Genomic DNA, 19,045 nt, shown 5'->3' with positions numbered 1-19,045 from the left:
TGTCCGCACGCTTCTCACCGCCGTTCCGATCATCGCTCAGGGCGGCGGCCTCGGAACCCGGGATGAGTTCCCCGGAGTCCATCAGCGCCTGCTCCTCCGCGCTCGGGAACGCGGGCGCCGCATGAGCGGAGAGGTAGGTGTCGAAGATGCCGTTCATGATGCCGCGCAGCTCGGCCGTGACGGCGCCCCGCAAGGGGTAGAGGCCGTCCCTGAGCAGGCCGAACCCGACGGTGCTGCGCGGCTCGGCGACGTCTTCGTTCGGGGCGGTGCCGTCGGGGTCGAGGCGCGCCTGCCACTGAACGGCCATGCCCCGGATCAGGTCCGCGGGGAACGCGAACCCCTCCCCCGGCAGCCCCGCTGTTTCTTCGGTGATGGCACCGGTAGCGGCGGCGACCAGCGCACGTTCCGCGGTCAGGAGGTCGTCCGGGGCGACGCTCGGGCTGACCTTGTCGAGGGCCGTGACGATGGCCTCGGCCGCGTCGACACCCAGGTCGCCCGCGGTCAGTCCCGCGGCGACGGTCGGGTAGTACGGGGGCAGCATGCTGGTGCCGGTCCGGCGATCCGAGACGTTGCCGCCGAGGCGCACACGCCGGTTCGCTTCGCGGGCGGAGACCCGGGTGAGGCGCGTGATCAGGTCGACGCCGTTGCTGGCCCCCTGCTTCCAGGCCAGGGAGTCGTGGCCGAGGATGCTGCGGGAGCGGTCCGCGACATCCGTCGCCGTGGCCACCCTGGCCGCGTCGACCCGGCGGCCGAGCTGCTCCACCGCGCCAAGGACGGCCAGGGCGCCCGTGTCAGTGAGTAGCGATAACGTGATGTCGTCAAGGACAGTGGCGAGGGCCAAGGCGACTTGCCGGATCAGCTGCGCAGGTGAATCTGCCGCCTCTGCCGGGGCGGCCGGTGACTGCGGTGCGGATGCTCCTGCCATGCCCCGATTTTAGCAAAAAGCGTACGTGGTGTCGAGACTATCTCAACTATTTACCAAAGTATTTCGCAGATAGTTACGAATGAGGCTGGTGTTACTCGTGGGATTCCCCGGTCGGTGAGGCGCCGCAAAACCGGGCCCGACAGCCCGCCGAGCCGTGAGTTCGGACCCTCTCCGGGCGCGAAAAAGGGGCGCAACTCACGGCTCGGCGGCGAAAGGCCGAGCCGAGAAGAGGTGGCGCGAGGAGAGCCCTAGGCGGGCGGGTAGAGAAACTTCGGGACCTCGCTGGCCGACACCGTGCGCGTGTGGTAGGCGTGGCTGCCCATCCAGTTGTACTCCTCGAGCACGACGGAACCGTTGGCGTTGATCGACTGCACATAGGCGACGTGGTTGTACGTGAACCAGGCGACCGCACCGACGACGGGGGTCTTGCCGGTGGCCCAGCCATGGTTCGACCAGGCGCTGGACCAGCTGCTCGCGTCACCGCCGCCGGGCGTCAGGGAGCCCCAGGTCCAGGCCCACGGCGCGCTGGTCGCGCCGGCATCCCGGTTGAGACGCCAGGCCACGAAGTCCACGCATTCGCGGTAGTAATAGCCGAGGGGTGACAGTCCGCCACCCTGGGTGTCGGGTGCCTGGTCGAACCAGGGGTAGTCGTCGCCTTCCGTCCGCACGCCGTACACCGCGAAGTTGGCCGCAACCGACTTGGCCGCATCCGCGGCCTTCTGGGCGGACAGGGCTTCGGCCGCCCGATCGGCGAGTTCTTCCGTCGAGGTGGCGGTGAAGCTGTCCCGGGCGACCGTGACCGCGACCGCACTAGCGTCCACGGTGACGCCCTGGGCGTCCTGGGTTGCCCGCGCATGAGCGGAGGCGATGCTGCTGCCCTCGCCTGTTCCGGGAGAGAAGGCGTAGGCGGGCAGTCCCGCGGTGAGGAACAGTCCGGGGATCGCCAGCAGCGTCACGGCGATCCTCAGCGGGCTGCGGCGGTGCGACGCGCGCGCTGGCCGGGTGGGTGCCTTCGCGGCGGGAGGCGGGGATTTCGGCTGACGAAGACGGGGCTGGGACACGATCGCGGCCACATCCGCCCCGGGAGACGACACCGACAACAGAGGATCCGTGGCCGGGACAGGGATGGGAACAGGAGCGCCACCAACGGCAACGGCCGCGTCTGCCTCGGCCGCCGCAGCCTCGCGCCGTGCGCGGAATTCCCGGCGTGAGAGCACGGGAACGGGGTTCGCTGAAGGACCAGGACTGCCGGGTACGCCGGGATGGGGCAAAAGATGATCCTCTACAGGGCCGAAGTCGAGGTCGGCACTCCACCACACTAGGGGAACGGGGCCGAGAAGTCACCCTGCGGCGTTACATCACCGTTACATTCGAGATTCAAGCTTCGGCAATCGGCGATCGTTCGGCCGTCACGCTGCAGGCGCGAGGTACTCGTCCCACTGCGGCAACGGCCGCTCCGCGCCGCGCACCACCCAGGTCGTGCCCAGCGGCATCCGCGGGGCGAACAGGAGTTTCCAGCCCATCTCGCCCGGGGTGCGGTCGCTTTTGAGGTTGTTGCAGCGCAGGCAGCAGGCCACCAGGTTGTCCCAGCTGTCACGGCCTCCGCGCGAGCGGGGCTGCACATGATCGATCGTGCTGGCCGTCTTCCCGCAGTAACCGCAGCGGTGGTCATCCCGGCGCAGCACGCCGCGGCGACTGACCGGCACGGCCCTGGACCGCGGGATGCGGACGTAACGGGTGAGCAGGATGACGCTGGGCCGCTCCCAGGTGCCGGAGGCCGCGCAGACCGGATGCCCCTCCTCGGCCTGCACGATCGTGGCCTTCTGATTCATCACCAGCACGAGCGCCCTTTTGAATGACACCACGGCAAGGGGCTCGTACCCCGCGTTGAGGACCAGTGTTCGCATGCGTTCCCTTTCGAAAAGGGCTGGACGGCTTCCAGCCATTCGAACTGTCTTCTGTCAGCGAGAAGGGAGCGAGCAGATACACAAAAGGGGCGTCGTCACTCGGACGGCGCCCCGCAGGCAGCGGCGTGTCCGGGACACGCGCAACTCAGTGTTGTGTGACTGATCTGCCGCGGCGCGAAGCGGCAGCGCAGATCCATGGTGTGAATCGTGCGCCGCTCACGCATTGGCTCTCCCGACAACTCGCAGAACATCAGAGCATCAGGTTAACTCACATTCGGCACAGCCCGATAGGGTGCTGCGCCGAATGTGCGAGGTGTTACGGAACGTTCACCTGCGCTCAGATGCCGAGCCGCACGATGTAGTACGAGCTGGTCCAGATCGGCTGCACGCGCACCGACGCGCCCTCATAGGGCGCGTGCAGGATGTTGCCGTTGCCGGCGTAGAACCCGTCGTGGCCGTCCATGATAACCAAGTCTCCCGGCTGGGCCTCGGCCAGGGAGATCCGAGTTCCGACGGCGCCCTGCCCGGTGGAGGAGTGCGGCAGGGACACGCCGAACTGCGCGTAGACATACATGACGAACCCGGAGCAGTCGAAACCGGCCGGTGTCGCCCCGCCGAAGACATAGGGAACGCCCTGGTACTGCGAGGCGACGCCGTAGACGGATGCGAGATCGAAGCTCGGGTGCGCCGGGGCCGCAAGATAGTCGGCGGTCGAGGGCCCGGTATAAGAGGCCGCGTAGGTCGTCATGGCCGCGGCGGCTGCCTGACGGCTAGCCTCTGCCGCTGCGGCGGCCGCAGCGGCATCCGCGACGGCCTTCGTGGCCGCCTTCGAAGCCGCCAGCTCCTCGGTGCTGGTGGCCGAGAAACCGTCGCGAGCCACGGTGATCGTGTTGGCCTGGTCCGTGACTTCCACGGATTGGGCGCCGGACTTCGTCAGCTCGGTCGCGGCACTCGCCCCGAACTGGTCGCCCTCCGATGCCGGCGCGAACGCGTAGGCGGGGAGGGCCATGGTCGCGACCAAACCGCTGGCCAAGGTCATGAAGATGATGTTCGCCACCGCGCCCCGGCGGCGGGAACGCGATTTTGGACGGGGAGCGGGAGGCTGGTAGAGGCCGAGCTCCGAGTGGACCCTGTCGATGGTGCCGGACGTCGAGTTTCGGGCTCGACGCAATGATTTATTACCTAATGCAGCCAAAGTGTTTACCTCCGGCGCCTCGACAACACTAGGTAGTTGCCCCATCCAATGCGCTGGGCGCGTGTGAGTACCGAGGCAAGAGATGGGAGAGAAAGGCGTCTTGATCCGGGCCCGTCGACCGGAAGTTGGCCTGTGGGACGCCTCCAAGCTACGTGACGTTCATCCGTTTGTCACTCAATCCGGGATATTTCTAACAAATTGGTAACAGAATCAGGCGGATTCGCAGCATCCAGCGCGGCGGAATCGAGCCGGAAAGCGGCAGTGATGGGCTACGCGCCGGCCACCGGAGTGGTCACGAAGATGTGGCTCGCGACCTCGTTCGGCAGTTCCAGGCCGTCGCCGAAGCCGTCGACCGTGACGAGAACGTACGATCCGACGGCGGAGAAGACCCCCAACGCGCCGGGCATGATCCCGGAGTTCTTCAGTTGCGCCAGGAGTACCGGATCGACCTGCACGGGCTCGCCGAGCCGGCGCACCACGGCGGTCACCGGTTCGGAGGAACGCGAGACCACGTCGACCAGGTTCGTCACGCCGGCCATGAACGCGACGGCCGGGGAATCGCCCAGCTCATCGAGTCCGGGAATCGGGTTGCCGTACGGGGATTCGGTGGGGTGACCGAGGATTTCAAGGATCTTGCGCTCGACCTGCTCGCTCATCACGTGTTCCCAGCGACAGGCTTCGTCGTGAACGAACTCCCATTCGAGACCGATCACGTCGCTCAGGAGTCGCTCGGCGAGACGGTGCTTGCGCATCACGTGCACGGCCTTGCGCCGCCCGTCGACGGTGAGCTCGAGGTGCCGGTCGCCGGACACCACGACGAGGCCGTCGCGCTCCATCCGGGCCACGGTCTGGGACACGGTGGGACCGGATTGACCGAGGCGTTCGGAGATGCGGGCACGAAGAGGAACGATGTCCTCCTCCTCGAGATCGAGGATCGTGCGGAGGTACATTTCGGTGGTGTCGATGAGATCTGCCATACCGAGCCTTCCTGTCAGCCTCCGTCAATGGCCAACCTTATCGTCCGGTCGACGACGGATAGAATCGTGGCCATGTCGACACTGAAAATTCCCTCCGAACTTCTGCCCGTTGATGGGCGATTTGGCTGTGGCCCGTCCAAAGTCCGCCAGGAGCAACTCGATTATCTAGCAAAGGTCGGCGCGGGTGTCATCGGCACCTCTCACCGTCAGGCTCCCGTTAAAAACCTCGTCGGGCGCGTGCGTTCCGGCCTCTCGGAGCTGCTGCGCGCTCCGGACGGTTATGAAGTTATTCTCGGCAACGGCGGGTCCACCGCGTTCTGGGATGCCGCTGCTTTCTCCCTTATTTCCGAGCGCAGCCAGAACCTCGTCTTCGGCGAGTTCGGCGGCAAGTTCGCCGCCGCAGCCGCCGCCCCCTTCCTTACCGCCCCCGATGTGATCAAGGCGCCGGCCGGCTCCCGGAGCGAGTTCGTACCGACCGAAGGCGTGGACGTCTACGCCTGGCCGCAGAACGAAACCTCGACCGGCGTGATGGCCCCGGTGACCCGCGTGGTCGCCGACCCCGGCGCCCTGACCGTGATCGACGCCACCAGCGCCGCCGCCGGGATCGACTACGAAGCAGACCAGGCGGATGCCTACTACTTCGCTCCCCAGAAGAACCTCGCTGCAGACGGCGGCCTGTGGATGGCCCTCTTCTCCCCCGCAGCGATCGAGCGGGTCGAACGGATCGCCGCCAGCGGGCGGTACATCCCGGAGTTCCTCAGTCTGAAGAACGCGATCGACAACTCGCGCCTGAACCAGACGCTGAACACGCCGGCCGTGGCCACCCTCCTGCTGATCGAGAACCAGCTCGACTGGATCAACGGCAACGGCGGACTGGCGTGGGCTTCCGCGCGCACCCGTGAGTCGTCATCCGTTCTCTACGACTGGGCCGAGAGCGTCTCCTACGCGACGCCGTATGTCACCGACCCGACGCACCGGTCGCAGGTCGTCGCGACGATCGACTTCGACGACTCGATCGACGCCGCAGCGATCGCCAAGACGCTGCGCGCCAACGGGATCTCCGACACCGAGCCCTACCGCAAGCTCGGGCGCAACCAGTTGCGCGTCGCCACATTCACCGCGATCGAGCCCTCCGACGTGCGTCAGCTCGTCAAGTCGATCGAGTTCGTTGTGCAGAACCTGGGTCAGTAGTCCCGGCATGCGGATCTGGCTGAAGGACAGTGAACGACGGCCCGATCCGCTGCCTGCCCGAACGGATGCCCGCAAGGCTTTCCTTGCGGGCTCCGCAGGCTGGCTCCTCGCCGTCGCCCTGGCGTTCGTGTTCCGTGCGGAGCTAGTGGCGGCCGGGCTCGGCTGGTGGCTCTGGTGCGCCGTCATCGGCCTCGGCCTCGGCCTCGCCGGACTCGTCTGGGTTCAGGTGCGGCGCCGCTAGGCCCTCACCGAAGTCGATCCCGTCCAGGACATCCTCGCCGCGGTCTTCTTCGTCGTCTTCCTCATCGTCGAGGTCGTCCTCGTCGGACTCGTCTTCGTCTTCGTCGAGGTCGTCTTCGTCCTCGTCGTCCAGGTCGAGCGTCTCGGCCGCGGCCACGGCAGCGGCGAGTTCCTGAGCCGTGCGGTAGTCGGCGAGCCGGTCAGACCACGGCACCCACTCCGGCGCGATCAGCGCGTCGTCGCCCGGCGTGAGCTCGGCTTCGAGAACGCTGGGCTCCGAGTCCTCGTCCACACGGGAGAGACTGACCGTCCAGCGCCAGCCCGGGTAGCCGGGCAGGTTGCAGTCGAACAGCAGCGACAGGACGTGTTCGCCCTCGACGATGTGGCCGAGCGGTTCGCCGACGGTATCGGCCGGGGTGATCTCGAGGAGCGCGGCGCGGGCCTGGTCGACGGCGGCCAGGAGCCGAGCGTCAGCGACGGCCTCAGGCATCGAGTTCCTCCGCGACCTTGCGCAGCATGGCGGCGATCTTGTGGCTGTGCGCGCTGTCCGGGTAGCGGCCGCGTCGCAGGCTGGCGCCGATGCCGTCGAGCAGCTTCACCAGGTCTTCGATGATGATGTTCATGTCGTCAGCCGGCTTGCGGCTGAGCTTGGCCAGGCTCGGCGGGGCCTCGATGATCCGAACCGACAGGGCCTGCGCTCCGCGCTTGCCGTCGGCGATCCCGAATTCGAGCTTGGTTCCTGCCTTGACCGTTACTCCGGCGGGCAGCGCAGAAGCGTGGAGGAAGACCTCGTGGCCTTCATCAGAGGTGATGAAGCCGAAACCCTTCTCCTCGTCGTAGAACTTGACCTTGCCGGTGGGCATCTGGACCTCGCTGGATTCCGGGCGCGCGGGATGCGCGCCGACCGCACCCAGCATATTCGGTTGCGCCGGTCCCTGCCCGTATCCTTGGGACTGTGACCAATCAAACTCCACAAGCCGCCAGCCGGCTCGAACGCATCCTTGCTTACATGGTTGCGGGTGTGGTGGGTCTGTCCATCCTCGCTTTCCTTGCCGTCATCATCGGCACCGCAGTCGGGGCTGGAGCGAACAACGGATTCGGCCAGGGGGTCTGGCCGTTGATACTCGCCTTGCCGCTTTTCGGCTTGCCAATCGGGTTCGTCCTGATCATCGCCCTGATGGTGATGACCGGACTGCGCCGCGCACGCGAGGCACGACAGAACAAGGAGTAGCCATGCTCACGCTCGCTTCACGCCTTCGCGCACTGGATGACGCAACGCTGCGCCGCACTCTGGCCGTCCGCAATGTCTCAGCCGTCGGCATCCGCGACTTCTTCGACCTCGCCGAGGCGCTGCTCGATCCGGACGCGATCCAACGCGTGCTGACCCGGCTCGACCGGGCCACGCTCTCCGTGCTCACGGTGGCCGGCGAGCTGGCCACCGAGGGCCAATCGGCGGCGACGGATGCCGACGCGGCACCCCCGAGCACCGCCCCGACCCTGGCCCGGCTGGCCGAACGGCTCGGGGCGCTGTCCGGATCACCCGTCGCCGTGACGGAGGTCGCGGCTCGCGCCGCCGAGCTCGACGCGCTGATGCTCGCGCGCCTGGACGGTCACCGGTTCAGCCCCTACGACGCGGTCCACGACCAGCTGCTCACCTGGCCGGAGCTGGGGCTGCCGACGGCCGTGCAGCTGGCCGGCGTCCCGGCGCCCGCCGCGCTGGCCGGCGTCGCCACCACCGACCGGTTCACCGACCGCCTCGCCGCCGAGCGCGCCTTCGGCGCCGTGTCATCCGTCGCCGAGCTCGTCACCGAGCTGGCCCGCGAACCGGCCAGGGAACTCAGCCGGGGCGGCCTCGGCTTGCCCGACACCAAGCGGCTCGCCGCGGTGATGGGCGTCGAGCTCGAGGCCGTCCCCTCGTTCGTGGCCACGGCGGCCCGGGCCGAACTGATCGCGCACTCCGACGGCTACTGGAACGAGACCGAGGCCGGCGAGGCCTGGCTGCTCGAGGGCACCGCCCGCCGCTGGGCGGTGCTCGCCGACGCCTGGCACGCCGCGCTGCCGGCGGATGTGCGCGGCATCCTCGCCCACCGCCCCGGCGTCTCCTGGGGCGACGTCCTGCGCGGCTTCGTGGTCTGGCTCTACCCGGCCGGCGGCCAGTGGATGGACGACCGGGTGACCGAGTTCGCCGAGGACGCGGAACTGCTCGGCATCACGGCCAACCAGACCACGAGCCCGGCCGGAGCCCAGGTGCTCGCGGGAGACCTGGAGGCGGCCACCCTGACGATGGCGGCTTCCCTGCCAGCCACCGGCGGCGCCGTCTACCTGCAGCACGACTTGTCGATCGTGTCCCCCGGGCCGCTCGCCCCCTCGATCGACACCCGGCTCCGTGGCCTCGCCGACGTGGAAAGCCGGGAGCTTGCCCTCAGCTACCGCATCACCGCGAACTCCGTCAACCGCGCCCTCGCGGCCGGGGAGACCGCCGAATCGCTGCTGGAGTTCCTGCGCGCCGTCTCGCTGACCGGCATCCCGCAACCCGTGGACTACCTGATCCGTGAATCGGCCGCCCGGTACGGCCGGGTCAGGGTCGGGGCCGCCCGCCCGGACGAGGCGCCGTTCCTGAGCTATGTGGTCTCGGACGACACCGCGCTGCTCGGCACCATCGCGGTCGACCAGACCCTGGCATCCCTGGGGCTCGTCCCCGCCGCCGAGACGCGGTTGACCAGCCGGTTCGCCTCGGATGTGGTCTTCTGGGCGCTCACCGACGCGCGTTATCCCGTCGCCGCCGAAGACGCCACACACGAGATCGTGCACCTGCGCCGTCACCAGCTGGCCCGGATCGTGCCGGTCCCCAATACGGATCCCACGATCGCGCTGGTCGAGAAGCTGCGGGCCGCCGACGGCGGTGAGGGCCAGGCTGCGGATGCCTGGCTCGCCCGGCAGCTCGACGCCGCGATCAAGTCGAAGCAGACCGTCGTCGTCAGCATCGCCATGCCCGGCGGCGTCGTGGTCGACTACCTGCTGGAGCCGGCGAGCGTGGGCGGCGGACGCTTCCGCGCCCGGGACCGTCGCGCCGACATCGAGCGCACCCTTCCCTTGTCCAGCATCATCAGCATCACGCCGGCCCCGTAAAGGGTGCAAGCCGCGGGGCCGAGCGGGCGTAGGATTGACGGCTATGTCTGATGGCCCTCTGATCGTCCAAAGTGACCGCACGGTTTTGCTCGAAGTGGCGCACCCTTTCGCCGAGGATGCGCGCCATGATCTGGCCGTATTCGCCGAGCTGGAGCGCGCTCCCGAGCACATCCACACCTACCGGATCACCCGGCTCGGGCTGTGGAATGCGCGGGCCGCCGGGCATGACGCCTCCGACATGCTGGCCACGCTCGAGAAGTACTCCAAGTTCGCCATCCCGCAGACCGTCAGCGTGGACATCACGGAGACCGTCGGCCGGTACGGACGTCTCGTGATCGAGCGCGACGCCGAGGGCCGGCTCATCCTGCAGAGCAACGACGAAGCCGTGCTCACCGAGGTGGCCGGCGCCAAGCGCATCGCGCCCCTGCTGATCGGGCGCCCCTCCCCCGACTCGTTCCTGGTCGAGGCGTGGGCCCGCGGGCAGCTCAAGCAGGAGCTGGTCAAACTGGGCTGGCCGGCCGAGGACCTCGCCGGGTACACGCCCGGCACGCCGCATCCGATCGCCCTGCTCGAAAACGGCTGGGCGCTGCGCGACTACCAGAACAAGGCCGTCGCCAGCTTCTTCGACGGCGGCTCCGGCGTCGTCGTGCTGCCCTGCGGCGCCGGGAAAACCCTGGTCGGAGCCGGGGCCATGGCCACCGCGAAGACCAACACGCTCATCCTCGTCACGAACACCGTCTCGGCCAGGCAGTGGCGCGACGAGCTGCTCAAGCGCACCACCCTGACGGCCGACGAGATCGGCGAGTACTCCGGCCAGGTCAAGGAGGTCAAGCCCGTCACGATCGCGACCTACCAGATCCTCACCGCCAAGCGGAAGGGTGAGTACGCCCACCTCGAGCTGCTCGACGCGATGGACTGGGGACTCGTGGTCTACGACGAGGTGCATCTTCTGCCCGCCCCGGTGTTCAAGCTCACCGCCGAGCTGCAGGCGCGCCGCCGCCTCGGCCTGACGGCCACCCTCGTTCGTGAGGACGGCCGCGAGGGCGACGTGTTCAGCCTGATCGGGCCCAAGCGATTCGACGCCCCGTGGAAGGAAATCGAAGCCCAGGGCTTCATCTCCCCCGCCTCCTGCTACGAGGTGCGGATCGACCTGCCCCAGTCCGAACGGTTGAGCTATGCGGCGGCCGCCGACGACGAGCGGTACCGGATGGCCGCCACCGCGCCGGCCAAGCTGGACGTGGTCAAGCGGCTGGTCGCCAAGCACCCGGGCGAACGCATCCTGGTCATCGGCCAGTACCTGGACCAGATCGACGAGCTCGCCGAGGCCCTGAACGCGCCCAAGCTCACCGGCGCGACCCCCGTCGACGAGCGTGAGCGCCTGTACCAGGCCTTCCGGGTCGGCGAGGAGAACCTGCTCGTGGTCTCCAAGGTCGCTAACTTTTCGGTCGACCTGCCCGAGGCGACCGTGGCCATCCAGGTCTCCGGTTCCTTCGGCTCACGCCAGGAAGAGGCGCAGCGCCTCGGACGCCTGCTCCGCCCGAAGGAATCCGGCCTCTCCGCGAACTTCTACACCCTGGTCGCCCGCGACACGGTCGACCAGGACTTCGCCCAGAACCGCCAGCGCTTCCTGGCCGAGCAGGGTTACAGCTACACGATCCTCGACTCGCAGAACCTCGACGCGCAGACCGTCACCGCCTGACCCGTCCCTCCGCCTCGCCGCCGAGCCGTGAGTTCGGCCCCGTTTCCCGGCCGGAATGGGGGCGCAACTCACGGTTCGGCGGAGTCGTCAGGTCTCCTCGGCCTCCTCGGACTCCTCGCGGCGGCCATAGCGCAGGAAGAGCATATCGCCCGCGGTGAGCACCTGCAGCAACGCCATCCGCCGGGTGGCGGCCGTGCCGCTCCGGGCGATCCGGCCCGCGCCGCCGGCCTCGAGCACGGGGCTGATCGTCAGGCACAGCTCGTCGACGCAGTCCGCCTCGATCAGGGCGCCGAACAGGTGCGGCCCGCCCTCGCAGAGCACCTGGCTCAGGCCCCGGGCGGCGAGGGCGTCGACCATCCGTCGCGGGTCGACGGCGTCCTCGCCGCAGATCAGGATGTCGGCGACCTCCGCGAGGTCCCGGCGACGCTTGGCCGAGGATGCCGCGTGCGTCACGACGAGTGGCCGCACCAGCGCCTCGGTGAACACGGCATGCCCGGGGTCGATGTCCAGCCGCGACGACACGATCGCGACCGGCAGCTGCGCCGGAAGCCCTCGCGCGGTGCGCCACGCGGCATCCGCGGGGTCCAGACGGATGCCGCCGTACCCCTCGCCCCGCACCGTGCCCGCTCCGACGACGATCACGTCGGAGAGCAGACGCAGCGTATCGAAGACGAGTTTGTCGTCGTCATTGTTCAGCCCACCGCTCAGGCCGTCGTGCGTGGCGGCCCCGTCGAGGCTGGAGATGAAATTCACCCGCAGCCTCGGAACCGTGCGATCGGCCACCGCGTACCGCGTGATGAGGTCGCCCTGCGCCAGCATCGGTCAGACCAGGTTGTGGCGCACGGAGGCGGGTTCGCGGAAGCCCATGATCGTCTCGGTCATCCGCACGGCATCGACGGCCGCGGTGACGTTGTGCATCCGCACGATCCGGGCACCCTGCAGGATGCAGTAGACGGCGGCTGCGAGCGAACCTTCCACCCGCGCTCCCCGCTCCCGGTCGAGCGTCTCCCCGATGAAGTCCTTGTTCGACACCGCCACCAGGGTCGGATACCCGAGCGCGGCGATTTCGCCGAGCCGCCGGGTGAGTTCGAGCGAGTGGTAGGTGTTCTTGTTCAGGTCGTGACCGGGGTCGACGACGATCCGATCGGCGGGCACGCCCCGGCTGAGAGCGAGTTCGACCCGTTCGCGCAGGAAGGCCGCGACCTCCTCGACGACGTCGCCGTAGGTGGGCATCGGCCAGGGGGTGCGCGGCGGGGCGAGGCTGTGGGTGATCACGAGCGTCGCGTCGCTGTCCGCGACCACATCGGCCATGGCCGGGTCGTGCACGCCCGTGGTGTCGTTGATCACGTGCGCACCGGCCGCCAATGCGGCGCGGGCCACCGCGGGATGGAAAGTGTCGACCGAGATGACGACCCCGAAGCCGCGCAGCGCCTCGACCACGGGGACGACCCGATCGATCTCCTCCTGAACCGGGATCATTGGACCCGGCGCGAATTTCACCCCGCCGATGTCCACCCAGTCGGCTCCATCGTCGATCGCCTGCCGGGCGGCCTGCACGGCCTGGTCGAGCGCGAATGTCGCGCCGCGGTCGTAGAACGAGTCGGGCGTGCGGTTGACGATGGCCATCACGACCACCTCGCGGGAGAAATCGAACACTCGGCCGCCGATCAGTCGGCGAGGATGGATCACCTCCGGACGCAGCGGCGCCAGTCGGGTGTTGGCGTTGTCCACGTCAGGTCCTCCATTCCGATGCTCCGACGAGCAGGTCGTCGAGTGCAACTCTTTCATCCGCAAGCCGGGCCGGGTCGACCCGCACCCTCAAACTGATGAATCGTTGCACGGTCTCGTTGACGTCCCACACGTTCACGTTCATCCCGGCGACGACCAAGCCCTCGGCCACCCAGAAGGCGATGAACTTCCGGGCCGCCCGGTCGCCGCGGAACACGACCACCGCGTCCCGCGCCAGCGGGCCGTATCCCGAGTATTCCATCCCCAGGTCGAACTGGTCGGTATAGAAGTACGGAATCTGGTCGTAGCTGACCGCCTGATCGAGCATGGACCGGCCGGCAGCGGCGCCGGCGCGCTCCGCATTGTCCCAGTGTTCAACCCTGAGGTGCTGCCGGAGCACGGGGTGGAACACGCTGGCGACGTCGCCGACCGCGTAGACATCCGGGTCGATCGACCGGAACGCCGCGTCGACGACGATCCCGTTGTCCACCGCCAGCCCCGCGCTCACCGCCAGCTCCGTGTTCGGCACGGCTCCGATCCCGACCACGACCACATCGGCGGGGACCACCTCGCCCCCGGCCAGCGCGACTCCCGTGACCACCCCGTTCTCGCCGGTCAGCCGCGCGACCAGCGTTTCCATCCGCAGTTCCACGCCGTTCTCGCGGTGCAATTGCGCGAACACGGCGCCCGCCTGGTCGCCGATGGCGGTGTTCAGGGGCACCGTCTCGCGCCCGAGAACCGTCACGGCGTTCCCGTAGCCGCGCGCGGCGGAGGCGACTTCCAGCCCGATCCAGCCGGCCCCGACGATCACCACGTGGCGGTCGCCCCGCGCCAGCTCGGTGCGAAGCGTCTCGGAGTCCCGGGCCGTTCGCAACCGGAACACCCCGGCCAGATCAGCGCCCGCCCCGGGAAAGGGCCGGGCAGAGGCGCCCGTGGCGAGCAGCAACTTGTCATACCGCAGCGACTCCCGGTCCGGCAGCGCCAGCTCGTGGGTGTCCAGGGCGATGGCCCGGGCCTGACACCCCCGTTTGACCTCGATCTCCCGCTCGTTGTACCACTCGGCCGGGTGGACGTAGATCGCGTGCCGTTCCTCGGCGCCGGTCAGGAACCCCTTGGACAACGGCGGTCTGATGTACGGGTACTCGTTCTCGCCCGCGACCAGCACGATCCGGCCGGTGAACCCCTCCGATCGGAAGGTCTCCGCCGCCCGTGCGCCAGCGAGGCCGGCCCCGACAACTACGAAAGTCGGAGTGCGCATACCGATCTCCCAACGTCGAAGGTGCGCGATTTACCACCCAATATACCCAGCACAAGGGCATACCGGGTGCTCACAGCATGCTTCCAGCTAACGCGCAGATACTGGGAGCATGACTGATGGCCCCCGCATCCTTATTGTCGACGACGAGCCCAACATCCGGGATCTCCTCACCACCAGCTTGCGCTTCGCCGGCTTCGCCGTGCGAGCCGTCGGCAACGGCGCCCAGGCGATCTCCGCCGTCCTCGAGGAGGAGCCCGACCTCATCATCCTCGACGTCATGCTGCCGGACATGAACGGGTTCGGCGTGACCAAGCGCCTGCGCTCGGCCGGCTACACGGCCCCGATCCTCTTCCTCACCGCCAAGGACGACACCGAAGACAAGATCACCGGGTTGACGGTCGGCGGGGACGATTACGTCACGAAGCCGTTCAGCCTCGACGAGATCGTGGCCCGGATCAAGGCGATCCTCCGGCGCACCATGCACGCCGACGAAGATGCTGTCATCCGGGCCGGCGAGCTCACGATGGACCAGGACACCCACGAGGTGCTGGTCGGTGACGAGCCGATCGAGCTGAGCCCCACCGAGTTCAAGCTCCTGCGCTACCTGATGCTGAATCCGAACCGGGTGCTGTCCAAGGCTCAGATCCTGGACCACGTCTGGGAGTACGACTTCAACGGCGACGCCGGCATCGTCGAGTCCTACATCTCCTACCTCCGCCGCAAGGTGGACGCCCACTCCACCGAGCCCCTGATCCAGACCAAGCGCGGTTTCGGCTACATGCTCAAGGCGGCCAAGGCGTAGTCACAGGCTGCGCCCATACACTGAGGGCCTCATGCATCAGTCACTCATGGAGCGGTGGAGCCGCGTTTCCCTTCGGTCGAAGATCACCGGCGTGACGGTTCTGATGCTGACGCTGGGGCTGCTCGTGTCCGGCATCGGCACCATGGCCATGCTGCGCCAGTACGTCATCCAGCAGGTGGATGCCCAGCTGCAGGCGGATGCTCAGACCGCGTCGAACAGCTACTCGGCCGCCGCGCTCGGCCAGGGCACCACGGCCGTCGTCTCCTCCGACTATTTCGTCGCGCTCTACGACGAACACGGCAACCTCAAGAACCACACCTGGCGCGAGCGCCCCGCCCGTGAGCTTCCACAGATTTCGATACCGCTGGATCTGCAGACCGTGATCGAGCTCGACGGCAAGACCATGACCCTGAAGGACGGGGCGGGCGACACCCAGTTCCTGGCGGTCGCGGTTCCCCTGGTGATCTCCCCGCAGGGGACGTTGGGAACACTGGTCATGGCCGTGTCCCTGAAGCCCACCGAGAACACCATGGCCACCTACCTCACCATTTTCCTGGGGTTCGGACTCGGCGTCGTGCTCGTCGGCGCGCTGCTCACCCGTCTGCTGGTCACGAGCACCTTCGCCCCCCTCCGCGAGGTGGAACGCACGGCCGCGGCCATCGCCGACGGGGACTTCAGCCAGCGGCTCGGCGGCGCCACCCCGAACACCGAGGTCGGCCGGCTCAACCGATCGCTGAACACCATGCTCAGCCGCATCGACCGCCTGTTCAAGGACCGTGCTCGCACGATCGACCAGATGCGCCGGTTCGTGGGCGACGCCAGCCATGAATTGCGCACCCCGCTAGTTTCGGTCCGCGGCTACGCCGAGCTGTATCGGATGGGGGCGCTGCAGTCCCCTGAGGAGATCGCCCAGGCCATGGAACGCATCGAGAAGGAGGCCATCCGAATGGGCGGCCTGGTCGAGGACCTGCTCGAACTGGCCCGACTGGATGAGACCAAACCGCTCGCGCTTGCCCCCGTCGACCTGATACCGCTGGCCCGTGACGCCGCCCTGGACGCCATGGCCTCCTCCCCCGGCCGCACCGTGACCGTCGTCAGTGCCGCCCCGGCCGAGTTCGACGACACGACCGACCGCCAGGCCATCGACCTCGCGCACTCCACCGGCGAAGTGCCTTCCACCCCCGGGCCGGCCCCGAAAACGGAGGAAACCGCCCTGCCCGCGGGGTCGGTCTCGTTCGCCGGCGCCACCCTGGCCCGCCTGCGCACGCGCAAACCGCGCAAGACGGATGTCCCGACCCCTCCGGCCGAGCCCGCTCCGGAAACAGCCCCGGTCAGTGTGCAGGCCGTGGTGATGGCCGAGGAGAACAAGATCCGGCAGGTCATCACGAATCTGATGGGAAATGCGCTCCGCTTCAGCCCCGCCGACAGTCCGGTGGAACTCGAGGTGGCGGTCGACCGTCGCAACCAGCGGGCATCCATCGCCGTCATCGATCACGGCGAGGGAATCCCGCCACAGATCCGGGACAAGATCTTCCAGCGTTTCTGGCGCGCCGACACGTCTCGCGCCCGGGAGACCGGCGGCAGCGGCCTCGGTCTGGCCATCGTCGCCTCCATCGTGGCCAGCCACAACGGCACGGTGCAGGTCGTGGACACCCCCGGCGGCGGGGCGACGTTCCGGGTCTGGTTCCCGCTGGCCGGTTCGCCGAACGCGCCGCAGCGCCTGGCCCCCACCACGCCGTAGCCGACGCCTCCGGCCGGGCCGTCCCTCCCCAGGCCCGCCTCGGATCGGTTTCCCCGCCACGAGCGGATACCGGCCCAACCGGCGTCGTCGGCTCGTAGTCTGCTCGGCACACTCCCCCCGCCGAAAGGACCATCATGACCCGTTACCAGGTCGACAGCGAAGCCGTTTTGCACACCACCGCCGTAGCCCGGGCCTCGATCGGCCGGATCCAGACCGAGGTCGCGGGGCTCATCTCCCAGCTCACGGCCCTGGAAGGATCGTGGTCGGGTCAGGCCGCCGCCGCGTTCCAATCCGCCGTCTCCGAATGGCGTGCCACCCAGCAGCAGGTGGCTCAGAGCGCCGAGGCGCTGGGCCAGGCCCTGAACCAGGCCGGCCAGCACTACGCCGAGATCGAGCAGGCCAACACCCGCCTGTTCCTGCGCTAGCCGGGCCGCATCCCCGGGCACGCAGAACAGGGCGCCTCCCGGAGGAGACGCCCTGCCCTGTGGAACGGTGTTGCAGTCGTGCGATCGTGCGATGAAACAGTGAAGCGGTGTGGACTTAGAAGTCCATTCCGCCGCCCTGGTCGCCGACCGGAGCAGCGTTCTTCTCCGGCTTGTCGGCGACGACGGCCTCGGTGGTGAGGAACAGGCCGGCGATCGACGCTGCGTTGAGCAGCGCGGAGCGGGTGACCTTCACCGGGTCATTGATTCCCGCAGCGAGCATGTCAACGTACTCACCGGTCGCGGCGTTGAGGCCCCAACCGATGGGCAGGTTGCGCACCTTGTCGGCGACAACGCCCGGCTCCATGCCGGCGTTGAGGGCGATCTGCTTGAGTGGAGCGTCGATGGCAACCTTGACGATGTTCGCGCCGGTTGCCTCGTCGCCGACCAGTTCGAGCTTCTCGAACGCGGTCTTGCCGGCCTGGATCAGTGCAACGCCACCACCGGCGACGATGCCCTCTTCGACGGCAGCCTTCGCGTTGCGGACGGCGTCCTCGATGCGGTGCTTGCGCTCCTTGAGCTCAACCTCCGTCGCGGCGCCGGCCTTGATGACGGCAACGCCGCCGGCGAGCTTGGCGAGACGCTCCTGGAGCTTCTCACGGTCGTAGTCGCTGTCGGTGTTCTCGATCTCGCTGCGAATCTGCTGGACGCGTCCGGCGATCGCTTCGGGGTCGCCGGCACCTTCGACGATGGTGGTCTCGTCCTTGGTGATGACGATCTTGCGGGCGTTGCCGAGCAGGTCGAGCGTAACGTTCTCGAGCTTGAGGCCGACCTCTTCACTGATGACCTGTCCACCGGTGAGGATGGCGATGTCCTGCAGTTGGGCCTTGCGACGGTCGCCGAAGCCGGGGGCCTTGACGGCGACCGACTTGAAGATTCCGCGGATCTTGTTCACAACGAGCGTGGCCAGGGCCTCGCCGTCGACGTCCTCGGCGATGATGAGGAGCTGCTTGCCGGTCTGGATGACCTTGTCCACGATCGGGAGGAGGTCCTTGATGTTCGAGACCTTGGAGTTGACGATCAGGATGTAGGGGTCTTCGAAGACCGCTTCCTGACGGTCGGGGTCGGTCACGAAGTAGGCGGACAGGAAGCCCTTGTCGAAGCGCATGCCCTCGGTGAGCTCGAGCTCGGTGCCGAGAGTGTTCGACTCCTCGACGGTGACGACACCCTCCTTGCCGACCTTGTCGATGGCTTCGGCGATGATGGCGCCGATTTCGGCGTCTCCGGCGGAGATGGAAGCGGTGGCCGCGATCTCTTCCTTGGTCTCGACCTCTTTCGCGTTGGCGATGAGTTCGGCGATCACGGCAGCCGTGGCCTTCTCGATGCCGCGCTTGAGGCTGATCGGGTCTGCTCCGGCCGCGACGTTGCGCAGGCCTTCGCGAACGAGCGCCTGAGCCAGGACGGTGGCGGTGGTGGTTCCGTCGCCCGCGACGTCATCGGTCTTCTTGGCGACCTCTTTGACGAGTTCGGCACCGATCTTCTCGTACGGGTCATCGAGTTCGATTTCCTTGGCGATGGACACGCCGTCGTTGGTGATCGTGGGTGCGCCCCACTTCTTCTCCAGCACCACGTTACGTCCGCGCGGGCCGAGGGTGACCTTGACAGTGTCAGCGAGGATGTTCAGGCCACGCTCAAGGCCGCGACGGGCCTCTTCGTTGAAAGCAATGATCTTTGCCATATGTGTTTCTCGTCCCTCCCGGACGTTACCAAAACGGTGATGGGTTGGCACTCAAAAGGAGAGAGTGCCAAGTGCAATTCTGGCACTCTGGGG

The 19,045-nt window shown here is 67.9% G+C and carries 18 protein-coding genes; 7 read left to right on the top strand and 11 right to left on the bottom strand.

Features of this window, described 5'->3' with window-relative positions:
• The 5 genes from E3O49_RS13955 to E3O49_RS13935 form a co-directional block, all read right to left on the bottom strand.
• The coding region (locus tag E3O49_RS13955) for a DUF222 domain-containing protein (protein ID WP_134451788.1) at positions 1–925 on the bottom strand (925 nt) is incomplete at its 3' end.
• A 248-nt stretch (positions 926–1,173) separates the two neighbouring features.
• Positions 1,174–1,881 (bottom strand): CHAP domain-containing protein, encoded by a 708-nt coding sequence (locus E3O49_RS13950; protein ID WP_160141117.1) that lies wholly within the window; start codon positions 1,879–1,881, stop codon positions 1,174–1,176.
• Between the two features lie 453 nt (positions 1,882–2,334).
• Complete coding sequence (locus tag E3O49_RS13945) at positions 2,335–2,832, bottom strand: HNH endonuclease (protein WP_134365257.1); 498 nt, start codon at positions 2,830–2,832, stop codon at positions 2,335–2,337.
• A 337-nt stretch (positions 2,833–3,169) separates the two neighbouring features.
• Entirely contained in the window at positions 3,170–3,871 is a 702-nt protein-coding gene (locus tag E3O49_RS13940) for a C40 family peptidase (RefSeq protein WP_134365258.1), read from the bottom strand.
• 425 nt (positions 3,872–4,296) lie between these two features.
• A complete protein-coding gene (locus E3O49_RS13935; RefSeq protein ID WP_134365259.1) occupies positions 4,297–5,004 on the bottom strand; it encodes an iron-dependent transcriptional repressor DtxR in 708 nt (235 codons plus the stop codon).
• Between the two features lie 72 nt (positions 5,005–5,076).
• Here E3O49_RS13935 and serC point away from each other — a divergent pair, with 72 nt between their 5' ends.
• Complete coding sequence (gene serC / locus E3O49_RS13930; RefSeq protein ID WP_134365260.1) at positions 5,077–6,195, top strand: phosphoserine transaminase; 1,119 nt, start codon at positions 5,077–5,079, stop codon at positions 6,193–6,195.
• 142 nt (positions 6,196–6,337) lie between these two features.
• On the opposite strand, the gene E3O49_RS13920 is transcribed toward serC, so the two are convergent.
• Both E3O49_RS13920 and E3O49_RS13915 read right to left on the bottom strand, forming a co-directional pair.
• Positions 6,338–6,925, bottom strand: a complete 588-nt coding sequence (locus E3O49_RS13920; RefSeq protein WP_134365262.1) for a DUF3027 domain-containing protein — start codon at positions 6,923–6,925, stop codon at positions 6,338–6,340.
• Positions 6,918–7,298 carry a cold-shock protein gene (locus tag E3O49_RS13915; protein ID WP_134365313.1) on the bottom strand — a complete coding sequence of 127 codons (381 nt, stop codon included), beginning with the start codon at positions 7,296–7,298 and terminating at the stop codon, positions 6,918–6,920. Before E3O49_RS13915 ends, E3O49_RS13920 begins: the two co-directional genes overlap by 8 nt.
• 92 nt (positions 7,299–7,390) lie before the next feature.
• On the opposite strand from E3O49_RS13915, the gene E3O49_RS13910 reads away from it, so the two are divergent.
• The 3 genes from E3O49_RS13910 to E3O49_RS13900 are packed head-to-tail and all read left to right on the top strand — an operon-like array spanning position 7,391 to position 11,263.
• Positions 7,391–7,666: a hypothetical protein gene (locus tag E3O49_RS13910; protein ID WP_134365263.1), complete on the top strand. Its 276-nt coding sequence runs from the start codon at positions 7,391–7,393 to the stop codon at positions 7,664–7,666.
• Between the two features lie 2 nt (positions 7,667–7,668).
• Positions 7,669–9,564, top strand: a complete 1,896-nt coding sequence (locus E3O49_RS13905; protein ID WP_134365264.1) for a helicase-associated domain-containing protein — start codon at positions 7,669–7,671, stop codon at positions 9,562–9,564.
• Between the two features lie 43 nt (positions 9,565–9,607).
• On the top strand, positions 9,608–11,263 hold the full coding sequence (locus E3O49_RS13900; RefSeq protein ID WP_134365265.1) for a DNA repair helicase XPB: 1,656 nt from the start codon (positions 9,608–9,610) through the stop codon (positions 11,261–11,263).
• Between the two features lie 87 nt (positions 11,264–11,350).
• On the opposite strand, the gene E3O49_RS13895 is transcribed toward E3O49_RS13900, so the two are convergent.
• From E3O49_RS13895 to E3O49_RS13885, 3 genes are read right to left on the bottom strand one after another with little or no spacing between them, the layout of a single operon-like run.
• A complete protein-coding gene (locus tag E3O49_RS13895; RefSeq protein ID WP_134365266.1) occupies positions 11,351–12,082 on the bottom strand; it encodes a pyrimidine reductase family protein in 732 nt (243 codons plus the stop codon).
• A gap of 3 nt (positions 12,083–12,085) precedes the next feature.
• Positions 12,086–12,994: a dihydropteroate synthase gene (folP, locus tag E3O49_RS13890; protein WP_370262707.1), complete on the bottom strand. Its 909-nt coding sequence runs from the start codon at positions 12,992–12,994 to the stop codon at positions 12,086–12,088.
• 1 nt (position 12,995) lies between these two features.
• Positions 12,996–14,249: an NAD(P)/FAD-dependent oxidoreductase gene (locus E3O49_RS13885; RefSeq protein WP_134365268.1), complete on the bottom strand. Its 1,254-nt coding sequence runs from the start codon at positions 14,247–14,249 to the stop codon at positions 12,996–12,998.
• 109 nt (positions 14,250–14,358) lie between these two features.
• Here E3O49_RS13885 and E3O49_RS13880 point away from each other — a divergent pair, with 109 nt between their 5' ends.
• The 3 genes from E3O49_RS13880 to E3O49_RS13870 all read left to right on the top strand — a co-directional run bounded on the left by E3O49_RS13880 (position 14,359) and on the right by E3O49_RS13870 (position 17,217).
• Positions 14,359–15,051, top strand: a complete 693-nt coding sequence (locus E3O49_RS13880) for a response regulator transcription factor (RefSeq protein ID WP_134365269.1) — start codon at positions 14,359–14,361, stop codon at positions 15,049–15,051.
• Positions 15,052–15,082: 31 nt separating this feature from the next.
• Positions 15,083–16,792, top strand: coding sequence for a sensor histidine kinase (locus E3O49_RS13875; protein WP_134365270.1), 1,710 nt, complete (start codon positions 15,083–15,085; stop codon positions 16,790–16,792).
• 134 nt (positions 16,793–16,926) lie between these two features.
• Positions 16,927–17,217 carry a WXG100 family type VII secretion target gene (locus tag E3O49_RS13870; RefSeq protein ID WP_134365271.1) on the top strand — a complete coding sequence of 97 codons (291 nt, stop codon included), beginning with the start codon at positions 16,927–16,929 and terminating at the stop codon, positions 17,215–17,217.
• A 115-nt stretch (positions 17,218–17,332) separates the two neighbouring features.
• On the opposite strand, the gene groL is transcribed toward E3O49_RS13870, so the two are convergent.
• Positions 17,333–18,952, bottom strand: a complete 1,620-nt coding sequence (gene groL, locus E3O49_RS13865) for a chaperonin GroEL (protein ID WP_134365272.1) — start codon at positions 18,950–18,952, stop codon at positions 17,333–17,335.
• Positions 18,953–19,045 lie beyond the last annotated feature (93 nt).

Origin of the sequence: Cryobacterium shii (assembly GCF_004402595.1) — a bacterium.
Lineage (GTDB): Bacteria > Actinomycetota > Actinomycetes > Actinomycetales > Microbacteriaceae > Cryobacterium > Cryobacterium shii.
Note: the sequence above shows the minus strand (reverse complement) of the source record. Positions and strands in the feature narration are given on the sequence as shown.